Consider the following 12,792-nt stretch of genomic DNA (forward strand, 5'->3'; position numbering starts at 1 on the left):
CGTGGCGGGCAATCACTTACCCACTCGAAACACGCCCTCAACTCCCCGGGTTCATCTGCTGGCTTCAATACCTGTCAGTCGAACGAAAACCCCTCGCAGCCCTGGGAGCGTGCCCGTGCTCGTGCAGACCACCGCCGTCGGACCCTGGCCCCAAGGTCCACCCGCCGACGCCAGCGTCCCCCAGCCCACCGAGCTCAACGGTGTGCTCAACCGCGACCTCATCGCCTGGCACGGCGGTGGGTCGGACACCACCACCACGGTCACCTGGCTGCAGGCCGACGGCTACTACGCGGACCTGCGCCAGCCCGCGGAGCGGCCGAGCTTCGCGGGGGTGAGCTGTCTGCGCGAGCTCACCGCCGAGCACGTCGGCTGGATGGTGCGCCAGGAGGCCTTCGCCGGCCGGCTGCTGCAGTCCACGGTGGATCCTGCGCACTACACGTGGGAGCGGGCCGTGGACTTCTCGCCCGCCCCGGCCGGGATCGACCACGGCACCCTGCACCGCGAGGGCGCGCTGCTGGTGGAGCGTGGCCTGGACCTGCCCTACCTGGAGCTGTGGAAGCACACCGAGCAGCACCAACCCGGCGACAGCGCCACCCTGGTGCTGGCCGATCCGGAGACCGGAGCCACCGCGCTGCTGCTGCGCACCGGCAACCGCTTCGCCCTGGTCCGCCCGCGCCCCGTGGCGGTGGAGCGGTTCCTGCGGCCCGACGAGCTGACCGACCCGGACGCGCTGCGCCAGGCCCAGGACCAGCTCGACTGCGAGGTCTCCCTGGGGACCGTGCGGCCGGACGGCTGGGTGATCGACCGCTCCACGCTGCCGTTCAAGGTCGGCTCCACCGCCGCCTTCACCGTCAGCGCCGCCCGCGACACCGTCCACCTGCACGACCTCTCCCCCGCCGGGCAGGCCTCCCTTCGCCGCTGGGTGGTCACCGACGTCGTGGGCGACCCCAGCCTGCTCACCCCCGCCTAGCCCCGACCACCCCGCCTCCACCCACCACAGGGGGAACCATGACCGCCACCCTTCCCAGCCTGGCCCCGCCCGCGACCCAGCGCGACGACCTGGGCGAGTTCGGCTACGAGCAGCAGCTGCACCGCAAGCTCGGCTCGTTCGCCTCCTTCGCTGCCGGCTTCTCCTTCATCTCGGTGCTCACCACCGTCTTCCAGCTCGCCGGGCTCGGCTTCTCCTTCGGTGGGCCGGCCTTCATCTGGGCCTGGCCGCTGGTGCTCGGCGGTCAGCTGCTGGTGGCGCTGTGCTTCGCCGAGCTGGCCGCTCGCTTCCCCATCTCCGGGGCGATCTACCAGTGGACCACCCGCATGTCCAACAGCACCTACGGCTGGTTCGCCGGCTGGATCATGATCGTCGGGCAGACGGTGGTGATGACCGCCGCCGCCATCGCCCTGCAGGTGGTGCTGCCCTCGGTGTGGTCGGGCTTCCAGGTGATCGGCGACGACCCTGACATCACCTCCACCTCGGGGGCGCAGAACGCCATGCTGCTGGCCGGTGGGCTAATCGTGGCCACCACCGTCATCAACATCATCGGCGTGCGGCTGATGGCCGTGGTGAACAACGTGGGCGTCACCTGCGAGATCGTCGGCGCGCTGGTGATCATCGGCCTGCTGCTCACCCACACCAACCGCGGCACCGAGGTGGTCTTCGACCTCGGCTCGGTGTCCTCCTCCGGCTACTTCGGCGCATTCCTGTGCGCCTCGTTCACCGCCGCCTACGTGATGATCGGCTTCGACAGCGCCGGCGAGCTGTCCGAGGAGACCCGCGACGCCCGCCGGGTGGCGCCCCGGACGATGCTGCGCGCGCTGCTGGCCGCCGGCCTGCTCGGTGGAGCGCTGCTGATGGCGCTGCTGCTGGCCGCGCCGAGCCTCACCGACGGCCGCTTCGCCAGCGAGGGCCCGGCCTACGTGATCAGCGCGCTGTTCACCGGCCTCACCGGGCACGTGCTGCTGCTGATGGTGGCCATCGCGATCTGCGTGGCCACCCTGGCGGTGCAGACCTCGGGCTCGCGGATGTTGTTCTCCATGGCCCGCGACGGCAAGATGCCGCTGGCCAAGACCCTGGCGCACGTGCCGAGCAGCACCGGCACCCCGGTGTACGCCGCCACCGCGATCGGCCTCGGCGCCATCGGGGTGCTGGCGCTCAACCTCGGCCCGCACTCGGCGTTCATCAACCTGGAGTCCACCTGCATCGCCCTGGTGTACCTGGCCTACCTGATGCTCACCACGGCCATGCTGGTGCAGCGGCTGCGGGGCAACCCGCTGCTCGCCGCGCACGTGGTGGACGAGCAGGGCGCGGCGGTGTTCAGCCTCGGCCGCTGGGGCCTGCCGGTGAACGTCGCCGCGGTGCTCTACGGGCTGGCCATGCTGGTGAACCTGGCGTGGCCGCGCCAGGAGATCTACGACCCCGAGGGCGGCAGCTGGTACATGCAGTACTTCGCCATCCTGTTCACGCTGGGCACCGCGGCGGTGGGGGTGCTGCTGTACTGGGCCAGCCAGCGCCGCCCGGAGCCGGTCGCGGAGCCGGTGCTCGCGGGCTGACCGGATCACCACGTGGGGCAACAAGGGCCCTGAACGCCCCTTTTTCCGGCTCCGCCGGGGCGTTCAGGGCCCTTGTTGCCCTTCTAGCGATGGCTGGAGCGCAGCAGCACGACGGTGAGCACGACCCACAGGATCAGCCCGAACCCGACCCCCTCGAGCGCGGCTGACGACCACGCCTCGTCCTCCGTGACCTGCACGAGCGTCAGCAGAGCTCCTGCAGTGATCCCGCCGACGAGGCTGCCGACCACAACCCGGCTGCGGTAGTGACGTGGTCTCGCTGCCAACCCAGCCGTATCGGCGCTGGCTACGGCTGCGCGAGTGCCAGGCACCACTCGTTGCCCTCGGGGTCGAGCATCACCTGGAACGCCCCGGCGACGTCGCGCTGGACCTCCCCCACACGGTGGGCACCCAGAGCCTCGGCCGCCAGGGTGGCCACCTCCAGGTCGCGCACGTCGATGTCCAGGTGCAGCCGGTTCTTGCCGGTCTTGGCCTCGGGCACCCGCTGGAAGGCCAGCCGCGTGGAGCCGGGCGGATCGACGTAGGCCCAGTCGTCGCTGCGCACCCGCGGCTGCCCACCCAGCACTCCCGACCAGAAGCGGACCAGAGCGGCCGGATCAGCGCAGTCGACGACCACCGCGTCGATGTGTCCGATCATGGTTCGACGATAGCCACGGACGGTGCCTGACTCGGTGGCACGCCGCTGGGAGGGGACCGATCGTGCACGCGCAGCTCCGTCCGGGTCGCCAGCTACAGCCCCGCACCGCTCAGGGGCGGGCGACGGGACCCTCGCAGTCCACGTACGGATTCTCACCGGTCACCCGCTGCTCCTCGACCACGCTGCCGTTGACCAGGATGCGGCAGGCGATAGTGCCGGTGCCGATCATCAGCCCGGACAGCGACGTCATGACAGCGTCCTTGCTGTGGAGCGTTCTTGACCAGGGCAACGGTTCCAGCTCTTCCAGAGCGATGCTCTTCCCGTTCCAGTAGACGATGCTGCCAGCCAGGGCCCCGTCGCCCGTCACCTCGTACACCACCGTGATGGTCTTCGCACCCGTCTCGGGCTCGGTTGGGAGCTCGGTTCCACTGGGCCCAGCCGAGGGCGGTCCCGTGGTGACCGGCGCCTGGACCGACGTGCTCGGCGCGGCGGAGGTGTCCGACCCGCCGCCGCCCACGCTCACCACCACGACGAGCAACACGACCAGCACGAGCACTGCTCCCCCGGTGATCCACGGCCACGTCGCCCGCTTGCTCGCCGGAGGGGGATGTCCGTGGGGAGCCCAACCATCCTGCGGCGGAGGGCCTTCAGGTGGGCCCCACTGGGGTCGAGGTGGTTGGTTCACGTGTCCCCCGTTGCTCGCACCGATGACCTGGACATCATGCGGCACAACCACTCTGGGCGGCTGACGAACCGATGGGGGACGAGCTGGCCTGTAAGCCGGATCCTGTGCCTCGACGTGCTCCGAGGAGCGCGTCGAGCGGCGACCATCCATCTGGGTACATCGTCACCGATGCCCTCACGCGGTCCACCCGCAGGCTCGGGCGAGCAGCCCTCAAGCACCTGCGCAGCGGAACCTGCCGACCGAGGTCGACCGGTACCGCCTTTGACCTTGCTCCGGGTGGGGTTTACCTAGCCGCCCCGGTCACCCGGGGCGCTGGTGCGCTCTTACCGCACCGTTTCACCCTTACCAGTGCACGCACTGGCGGTCTGTTTTCTGTGGCACTGTCCCGCGGGTCACCCCGGGTTGCCGTTAACAACCACCCTGCTCTGCGGAGTCCGGACTTTCCTCGGCGACGGGCCTGGCAGCAGGTGCTGCCGGTTCCCGTCAACGCGGCCGCCCGGCCAGCTCGTCCGCCCAGCACTCTACTTGCCCGCAGGGTCCGGGTCCGCCACCCAACACCGTCCGTTTCTCACATTGTGAGAATCGATTCTCACTTCACGAGACAGCGCGGCACAATGGGTCCATGAGCTCCGCCGCGGCCTCCCCCAGTCGCTATCGCTGGGTGGTGCTCGGCGCCGGCACCCTCGCACAGGCCTCCACCGCCGCGGTGTTCCTCGGCCTGGCCTCGGTCACTCCGCTGCTGCGCGAGACCTACGCCCTCAGCGTCTCCGGCGTCGGCCTGCTGCTCGGGCTCATCTCCGCCGGCATCCTGCTCACCCTCCTGCCGTGGGGCATGCTCACCGACCGCGTGGGCGAGCGTCCGGTGATCGTCGCCGGACTGGTCGGCGCCGCCGCCTCGCTGGGCGCGCTGTCGCTGACAACGTCCGCGATCGCAGCCGCGCTCCTGCTGCTGCTCGCCGGCGCCTTCGGGGCCAGCGTCAACGCCGCCAGCGGCCGGGCCGTGCTCACCTGGTTCCCCGTGCGCGGACGGGGCGTGGCCATGGGGGTGCGCCAGTCGGCGGTGCCGCTGGGCGCGGCCGTCGCCGCCGCGGTGCTGCCGGGCATCGGCGAGACGCACGGGCTGCCCACGGTGTTTCGCACCCTGGCGGCGGTGTGCCTGCTCAGCGCCGTGCTGGCCGCGGCGACGATCCACGACCCGGCAGGCACGGTTCGCCGCCCGGCCGGGCGCACGCCGATCAGCCGGATGCTGGGCCAGCGCAGCCTGCTGCGGCTGTCCGCGGCCAGCGGCCTGCTGGTGGTGCCCCAGTTCACCCTGGGCGCGCTGCTGGTGGAGTACCTGCACGACGACAAGACGGTGGCGCTCACCGCGGCGGCGGCCACGCTGTCGGTGGCCCAGCTGGCCTCGGCGGCGGGCCGCCTAGCGGTGGGTGCGTGGTCGGACCGGGTGGGCAGCCGGGTGCGTCCACTACGGACGCTCGGCTTGTGCACGGCCGCCTGCTTCCTGCTGATCGCCGTGCTGGACGTGGTGGTGAGTGGGCCGACGCTGGTGGTGCTGGCGCCCGTCCTGGTGGTCGGCACCGTGCTGGCCACCTGCTGGAACGGGCTCGCCTTCACCCTGGCCGGCGAGATCGCGCCGCCCGGGCAGGCCGCGGCCGCCATGAGCGTGCAGAACTCTGCGAACTACCTGGCCGCGACGCTCACCCCGGCGCTGGCCGGCGCCGTGGCGGCGGGGCTGGGCTGGGCCGCGGTGTTCGCGCTGGCCGGGGTGTCGGCGCTGGGATCTGCCGCACTACTGCACCCACGCCGGCTGGCCCGCGCCGTCACTCGGACTCCGCGGTACACGAGGGCTTCGAGGAAATCGTCAACAGAAGCGGGTGACCCCAAGCGGGCCTAACGCAACCAGTAGGACTATCTGTGCCGGAGTCCCGCGAGCCCAACGCACGACCCATCATGGAGGAACTACGGCGGCCCACCGGAGTTGTTCTTACGACGCATATCCAGGATGTGAAGCTTTCGCTTCATGACACCTGCATCGCCCATGCGGAGCTGGCGCATGTGGGCGAGACGGTTTCTAACACTGGTCAATTCCGATCCGATTCGGTGCCACTCTTCTCCCCCGCACCCCAGGAAAAGTCCCGGCTTCGGCCCCGCCACAGACTCTGCCAACTCAAGCAATACACCGAGAGTGAGCCAATCGAGGGGGGAACGCAAATGTTCGATGCTTGTGGCACGCGGATGACCGTCAAAGCGTGCCAGTTCCAGGATCGATGACGCACGACTGGCCAACACCTTTGTAGCCCAATCCGATCCAACGTTCTCCTCGAAATGGACACGAAGATCATACCTCAGCCGCCGTTCAAAACTGTAGAATTCCTGAATTAGTGCAACCCAATCCTCGGACGGATCGAACTGAGAATCAAGCGTTAGCGCGAGCGCGTCGGACCAGATCACTTTGTTGTGGAATGGCAGCAAGTCAACCTTACCGTCTGCCGAGACGCGAAGCACTCCCGCACCTTTCAGTGCCCGCGTATCCGTGAATCTGCTCAAATCAGATTCATTTGGATCGAAGATCTCGCAATCGTGCACCCAGAAACTTAGTTCACTTGCGAGTTCCTGCCCCAGTTCCGCAAAGACATCACAGGCCAGCGAATACTCCGCCTTTCGAGCCGCCTTGACCTTTTCGTTTCCTGACAGCGCCCCGGCAAGTTCAATCTGAAGGAAATCGTCGAGGAGCCTGCGACTTCCGTTTGCATGGCGAATTAGGTTGGCTAGAGAACTGTCCGAGACCGGACTACGGCGAAGAATCCACTCTCCGGCGCGGGGGTCCGTAAGCGGCGGAAGTCGCACATGGGTGGCGTCCGCAAAGAGGGAACTACCCACAAGAGAAGGAAAGGATAGAGGGGGGCGGCCGGAGGTTACCAGAACTGATGCACCGCTCTCGTTCGCCCTCTGAAGAGCCGGGCGCAGTCGTGACAATTCACCCTCTTCTTCATTTCTTGTCAGAATCGATTCCAAGTCAAGAATCAGTCCGACGTCGTCACTGCTCGCATGGTTCACCCACTCCACTGCTTGTTGCATCGTGGAGATTACTGTCGTTCGACGATGTTTAGCCGCGAGGGATTCACCTAACTGCTGCGCCATGTCGTCCGCACGATGAAACGCACCGACATGCGAATAGACTAACACACCGCGGGGCGTCAACTTCTGCACGATCTCATGGTAGCCACACACCTGATCCATTAGATGGAACCACCCTCTCGAAGCAATCGCGCCACAATGCCTAGCTCCATTCGATTTGGCACAGGACCGACCAGGAGGTTTAACTCAATTAGTCTATTGACCTCGCGGGGGTATATTCCAAGAAGCTCTTCCTTGGTCGCGTCACCCCGCGCGAACATCTCAAGCAAGCCACATTCGGTAGGGTAGTGCCGCTGCGTGCTACGGTAGGATTCGGCGATACGTTCCGATATAGACCGCTTCCATTCTGACCGAGCCCGGTCGACATCATCTGTATCCAGTGGTTCTTCAAAGTCGTCGATCTTCACACCAGCGACGACCTGAGCCGCGAGCGTCCGGTGCAGAAATACGTTTCCTTCAGTCTCACGGAACAATGCCAAAAGAGCGGGCTCGGTCCAGCGCAAACCCATGCGGATACCGACTTCGACCGTAAGCGTGCGAATTTCCGCTTGACTCATCGGTGGAACGTAAAACACCTTTGCCCATGAATAGAATGGGTTTTCGACCCCGTAGATGTCACCTCGATGAATCAGCGCACTGGTGATTCCTGAAAGAATCACTGCAAAGTTTGAATTCTCCTGGACCAGGCTTCTTAGAGCTCCGAGGATCTCCGGAACCTCCGGCCGCCCGCCTCGAGATAGAGCCTCTGAGTCTCCGATAAGATACTCAATCTCATCGAGGGCAAGCACGATTCTGATGCCACTTCGCTTCGCATCGATGATGCTTGCACCGACCGCCCGGCGCAATTCTCCGATTGATGCATCGGGGGAAAGATCTGTGATTTCTTTAGTGCGTACTCGACTCGGCCTGAGCGCCGCGAGAAACGCCTGGCGAAGATCCTGTACAAATTCCGAACCAAGGCGTGGGCTAGAACTGGGTAGCGTCTCCAGGTCACGGAGTATGAAAATCCTACTTTGCTCTCCACCTTCTTGGAAACGCTGGCCAACTTCCTTCACTAGCGAAGTCTTGCCGGTTTTACGAAGCCCGAATACGCCAAAAACCCGACCTTCTCTGGTCTCCTCGAGCAACTCGGTCAAAAGTTGCCGGCGCCCGAAAAACGCCTTTCCCGTTACCGGGAGTGTTTCTTCGTACAGATTTCTCCGCGCGATTCGACGGGCAAGCATCATGATGATCTGCAGAGGGAGATCGCCACGCCACGGCAAGGCGATGCCAATAACGCTACCGTCTTGAGACCAACTGTCGAGCTTCCTCTCCCCTGCTGGATCTCTAGAGCTGATTAGGAAGAGGTGGTCCTCCGCAGCCCGGTCTTTCGGCAATTCCCCAAGGTGCCGTTCAAAACGGGCGAACGTTCGTGGTTGCAGGTCAGTAAATGGCGTATAGAGAACCATGACCTCTCGTGTTAATCCGAAGCGTGCCTCGATCTTCGGACCGAATCGGACCAAAGCAGTCCAAGTTCCATCGCCGTTGTCTCGCGCGTATGAGAAGTCCGAGTTAAGCGTCTTCAACGCATCGCGGTGCTCTGATGCGACCGGGTACGCCCTACACAGCGCTTGCACAAATGTCACCGTCGCAGGATCCTTGAGCTGAAACCGATCGGCATCCTGACGTTGGTGCACCTTGCCCCCGCAAACTATGTTTTCGAGAAACTATGTCCTCGATTCTCGGTCGAGGTGGGATGCTACCGCAGCGGAAGGATTCTCGGGCAGTTCGCCACGCAACTGAATACCCTCGCCCGGTCGTGGCAACCTCCCACCTGCGTAACCCGTGCGGCAGGCGCCTGGTGCTTATTCGCTCGATGCGATAGCACCTGTTTCGTGTCAGCAAAGGGGGTTGTCCGATCTCTGCCCCGCACCGCGGCGTGAAAACCCGTTGCCCACCGCACCAGCGCAGGCGCACACTGGCGTCCGCTCCTGTTCCCGTCGTGAGGATCCCCCGGTGAAGCTGCTCGACGATCGCGCGCCCTCCCTGCGCTGACCTCCGTCGACTCGCCGTTCCACGGCTCCGGTGTCAGCGCGCCCGCTGACCGTCCAGGAGCCCCATGTCTGCCTCTCGCGCCACCACGTCCAGCCCTGCCGCCGTCACGCTCACCGACGTCGGCCTGACCTGGCCGGACGGGACCACCACCCTGCGCGGGATCACCGGGACCTTCGGCTCCGGCCGCACCGGGCTGACCGGCCGCAACGGCTCCGGCAAGTCCACGTTGCTTCGCCTGGTCGCCGGCCTGCTCTCCCCCACCACCGGACGCATCGTTCGCTCCGGTGACGTCGGCTACCTGCCGCAGACGCTCACCCTGGACGCCCGCGCCACCCTGGCCGAGCTGCTCGGCATCAGCGGCCAGCTGGCCGCGCTGCGCGCAATCGAGTCCGGCGACGTCGCCGAGCACCACTTCGCGGTGGTCGGCGACGACTGGGACCTGCCCACCCGCGCCGCCTACGCCCTGCGCGCCGCCGGGCTGGACGGCGCCGACCTCGACCGGCGGGTGGACCAGGTCTCCGGCGGCGAGGCCGTGCTGGTGGCCACCGCAGGGCTGCGCCTGCGCCGCACTCCGATCACCCTGCTGGACGAGCCGACCAACAACCTCGACCGCGCCGCCCGGGCCCGCCTTGCCGACCTGGTGCGCACCTGGTCGGGTGCGCTGGTCGTGGTCAGCCACGACCGCGCCCTGCTGGAGCTGATGGACGACACCGCCGAGCTCTTCGAGGGTCGGCTCAGCGTGTTCGGCGGCCCCTACAGCGCCTGGCTGGCCCACCTCGAGCAGGAGCAGGCGGCCGCGGCGCAGGCCGAGCGGGCCGCGCAGCAGGTGGTGCGCACCGAGAAGCGCCAGCGCGTCGAGGCCGAGACCACGCTGGCGCACCGCGTCCGCAACGGTCGGACCGCCTACGAGAACAAGCGGGTGCCCAAGATCTTGATGAACCAACGCAAGAGCAACGCCCAGGTCTCCGCCGGACGGCTGCGCACCGAGAAGGCCGGCAAGGTGCGCAGCGCGGAGGACACCCTGGCCGCAGCCAGCGCCCGGGTGCGCGACCAGGAGCACGTGCACGTCGACCTGCCCGACCCGGACGTGCCCCGCTCCCGCCGCATCGCCGAGCTGCAGGACGCGTCCGGAGCAACCGTCCTCATCCAGGGCCCGGAACGTGTTGCCCTCACCGGCCCCAACGGCGTCGGCAAGACCACGCTGCTGGAGGCGCTGGTGCACGGCGCCGCAACACCGCCGGACCGCGCCGGCGGCACCCTGCTCACCGACCGCGTCGGCTACCTGCCGCAGCGCCTGGACGGCCTCGACGACGACGCCACCGCGCTGGAGAACGTGCGTGCAGCAGCACCCCAGGCGGAACCCGGCACCATCCGCGGCCGCCTGGCCCGCTTTCGGCTGCGCGCCGACGCCGTCGAGCGCCCGGTGGGGACCCTCTCTGGCGGCGAGCGATTCCGGGTGGCGCTGGCTCGGCTGCTGCTGGCCGAGCCCCCGCCCCAGCTGCTGGTGCTCGACGAGCCCACCAACAACCTCGACCAGCACACCGTGGACCAGCTGGTCGACGCCCTGCGCGGCTACCGCGGAGCCGCGCTGGTGGTCAGCCACGACGACGACCTGCTGGGTCGCCTGGACCTCACCACCACCCTGGTCCTCGACGCCGAGGGCGGACTCACCCGAGTGGACAGGTGATCCGCGCGGGCGCCTGCTCAGGCGCCCCCGATGCCCGCGACCGCGAGCAGCGCCACCGCGGCGACGCCCGTGGCAGTGCGCAAGAGGTTCCACCGGTTCCAGCGCCCCTCGAAGTGCCCGCGCGCGTCCGTGCACTGCGCCTCGGAGGTGACGGGCGCCGCGTCGAGCGCGCGGTTCAGCGGCACGTTCGCCGCGGCGGTGATCACGAAGGTGGCCACCGAGCAGGCGGCGCCGGCGACCAGCCACGGCACCGAGACGTTCCTGCTGGCATCGTGCGGCAGCGCCACAGCAGCGACGGCGGCCAGCGGCGCCAGCGCGAACACCAGCAGGAACCCGGCGTTGAGGATCGCGGAGTTGATCGCGCGGAAGACAGTGACGTAGGAGCGGTCGTCCACCCGGTGCAGGGCCAGGCTGATGGCGCAGCTGAACGCGAAGAACACCCCGGCCAGCAGCCCGTTGGCGACCACGGCAACCACGAGGGCGGGGGTGGAGAGCCACGAGCCGAGCGTCGACATCACCGGACCTCCTCCTCGTCTGTGCCGCAAGGCTAGTCAGTCGCCGAGGAACCGAAGAACCTCGCCGGCGACCCGCTCGGGTGCGTCCTCCATGACGAAGTGCCCGGCCTCGGGGATCACGACCAGCTCGGAGCCGGGGATGTCGGCGTGCAGCCGGTGTGCGTAGGCGACCGGCTGCCACTGGTCCTGCTCGCCCCAGACGATGCGGACCGGCATCGCCAGCGTGCCGAGCTGGTCGGTGATCTCCTCGGTGTAGGTGGAGTCGTAGTGCCGCACCTGGTGCTCGAAGAACGACGCCCGCCCGACGGCCGACTGGTGCGGGGCGAGGTAGGCCTGCAGAGTTTCGCCGGTCATCAGCCCGGTGTCGTGGACGGTCATGCGCAGCTGGTCGGTGAGCAGCTGGTCGAGCTCGTCCTGCGGCAGACCGGCGTAGTCGTCCAGGTGCTCGTCGATGATCTTCTGCCAGGTGGACGACGGCCAGGAGTCGTAGCTCACGGTGTCGAGCACCATGAGTCGACGTACCCGCTCCGGGTGGGCGAGGGCGAAGCGGAGCCCGATCGCTCCCCCGATGTCGTGCGCGATGATCGTCGCCTGCGTCACACCGAGCCCGTCGAGCACGGCCCCGAGCAGCTCGGTCTGCCCGGCCACCGAGGTGTCGGCGGCAACCGGACGCTCGGAGCTCCCGTAGCCGAGCAGGTCGTAGGCGATGGTGCGGTAGCCGGCCTGCTCCACCCGAGGCACCACCGCCCGCCACTCGTAGGAGTGCGACGGCGTCCCGTGGATGAGCACGACAACCTCGCCCTCCCCGTGGTCGCGGTAGGCGATCCGCGCTCCGCGGACGATGAGCGAGTCGGTGATCAAGGACATGGCGCGGCCTCCCCAGGCAGGTAAACAGATCTGTCACCCTCAGCATAAACAGATCTGTTTCCTCATGTCCTAGGCTGGGTGCATGAGCGTGGTGCGCACGGAGAAGGCTGCGCAGGTCCTGCGGGCGGCTGCGGAGCTGTTCTACGCCCACGGCATCCACGCGGTGGGAGTAGACACCATCGCCGCTGCGGCGGGTGTCTCCAAGAAGACGCTGTACGAGCGCTTCGGCTCCAAGGACCGGCTGGTGGCGGAATACCTGGCTGAGCGCGACGCGCAGTGGCACTCGTTCCTGCAGGAACGCCTGAGGGAGACTGACCCCGCACCCGTGGAGCAGGTGGTGGCCGTCTTCCGCGCCGCGGCCGAGTGGGCGGCGCAGCGGGGCGGCAAGGGGTGCGCGATGGTCAACGCCCACGCCGAGATCAGCGACCCTGCCCATCCCGCCCACGCGGCGATCGTCGGCCAGAAGCGGTGGATGCTGGAGCTGTTCCGCGAGCTGGCGGTCCAGGCGGGCGCGGCGGAGCCGGACGAGGTGGCCGAGACCCTGATGCTGCTGCACGAGGGCGCCGTCGTCTCTGCCGGCATGAGCACCTTTGCCGGTGCGTTCGACCGAGCCGCCACCGCCGCACGGAGACTGATGGTGAGCCCGGCTCGTCGCCGGTGACGC

11 protein-coding genes and 1 other RNA gene are annotated in these 12,792 nt (G+C 67.6%); 5 read left to right on the forward strand and 7 right to left on the reverse strand.

Annotated elements, in window-relative coordinates; translation table 11 throughout:
• Positions 1 to 109: 109 nt before the first annotated feature.
• Together ELX43_RS10570 and ELX43_RS10575 are read left to right on the forward strand one after the other, a co-directional pair.
• Positions 110 to 970, forward strand: a complete 861-nt coding sequence (locus ELX43_RS10570) for a hypothetical protein (protein WP_127783400.1) — start codon at positions 110 to 112, stop codon at positions 968 to 970.
• Between the two features lie 38 nt (positions 971 to 1,008).
• Positions 1,009 to 2,547: an amino acid permease gene (locus ELX43_RS10575; protein WP_127783401.1), complete on the forward strand. Its 1,539-nt coding sequence runs from the start codon at positions 1,009 to 1,011 to the stop codon at positions 2,545 to 2,547.
• 304 nt (positions 2,548 to 2,851) lie between these two features.
• Here the strand turns inward: ELX43_RS10575 and ELX43_RS10580 are convergent, their stop codons facing one another.
• From ELX43_RS10580 to rnpB, 3 genes are all read right to left on the reverse strand, one after another.
• Positions 2,852 to 3,202 carry a VOC family protein gene (locus tag ELX43_RS10580; protein ID WP_127783402.1) on the reverse strand — a complete coding sequence of 117 codons (351 nt, stop codon included), beginning with the start codon at positions 3,200 to 3,202 and terminating at the stop codon, positions 2,852 to 2,854.
• Between the two features lie 109 nt (positions 3,203 to 3,311).
• Positions 3,312 to 3,758 (reverse strand): MmpS family transport accessory protein, encoded by a 447-nt coding sequence (locus ELX43_RS10585; RefSeq protein ID WP_164860635.1) that lies wholly within the window; start codon positions 3,756 to 3,758, stop codon positions 3,312 to 3,314.
• A gap of 204 nt (positions 3,759 to 3,962) precedes the next feature.
• An RNA gene (gene rnpB, locus ELX43_RS10590) (RNase P RNA component class A) lies at positions 3,963 to 4,395 on the reverse strand.
• 114 nt (positions 4,396 to 4,509) lie between these two features.
• Between rnpB and ELX43_RS10595 the strand changes: the two genes are divergently transcribed.
• Complete coding sequence (locus ELX43_RS10595; protein ID WP_127783404.1) at positions 4,510 to 5,781, forward strand: MFS transporter; 1,272 nt, start codon at positions 4,510 to 4,512, stop codon at positions 5,779 to 5,781.
• A 65-nt stretch (positions 5,782 to 5,846) separates the two neighbouring features.
• On the opposite strand, the gene ELX43_RS10600 is transcribed toward ELX43_RS10595, so the two are convergent.
• Entirely contained in the window at positions 5,847 to 7,097 is a 1,251-nt protein-coding gene (locus tag ELX43_RS10600) for a hypothetical protein (protein ID WP_127783405.1), read from the reverse strand.
• Positions 7,098 to 7,126: 29 nt separating this feature from the next.
• A complete protein-coding gene (locus tag ELX43_RS10605; protein ID WP_127783406.1) occupies positions 7,127 to 8,473 on the reverse strand; it encodes an AAA family ATPase in 1,347 nt (448 codons plus the stop codon).
• 650 nt (positions 8,474 to 9,123) lie between these two features.
• Here ELX43_RS10605 and ELX43_RS10610 point away from each other — a divergent pair.
• Positions 9,124 to 10,746 (forward strand): ATP-binding cassette domain-containing protein, encoded by a 1,623-nt coding sequence (locus ELX43_RS10610; RefSeq protein WP_127783407.1) that lies wholly within the window; start codon positions 9,124 to 9,126, stop codon positions 10,744 to 10,746.
• 17 nt (positions 10,747 to 10,763) lie between these two features.
• Here the strand turns inward: ELX43_RS10610 and ELX43_RS10615 are convergent, their stop codons facing one another.
• Both ELX43_RS10615 and ELX43_RS10620 read right to left on the reverse strand, forming a co-directional pair.
• Complete coding sequence (locus ELX43_RS10615; RefSeq protein WP_127783408.1) at positions 10,764 to 11,261, reverse strand: anthrone oxygenase family protein; 498 nt, start codon at positions 11,259 to 11,261, stop codon at positions 10,764 to 10,766.
• Between the two features lie 36 nt (positions 11,262 to 11,297).
• Complete coding sequence (locus tag ELX43_RS10620) at positions 11,298 to 12,128, reverse strand: alpha/beta hydrolase (RefSeq protein WP_127783409.1); 831 nt, start codon at positions 12,126 to 12,128, stop codon at positions 11,298 to 11,300.
• Between the two features lie 82 nt (positions 12,129 to 12,210).
• On the opposite strand from ELX43_RS10620, the gene ELX43_RS10625 reads away from it, so the two are divergent.
• The gene (locus tag ELX43_RS10625; RefSeq protein WP_127783410.1) at positions 12,211 to 12,789 is read left to right on the forward strand and encodes a TetR/AcrR family transcriptional regulator; all 579 of its coding nucleotides are present in this window, start codon (positions 12,211 to 12,213) and stop codon (positions 12,787 to 12,789) included.
• Positions 12,790 to 12,792: the final 3 nt, after the last annotated feature.

The sequence above is a fragment of the Rhodococcus sp. X156 genome (assembly GCF_004006015.1).
Classification (GTDB): Bacteria; Actinomycetota; Actinomycetes; order Mycobacteriales; family Mycobacteriaceae; genus X156.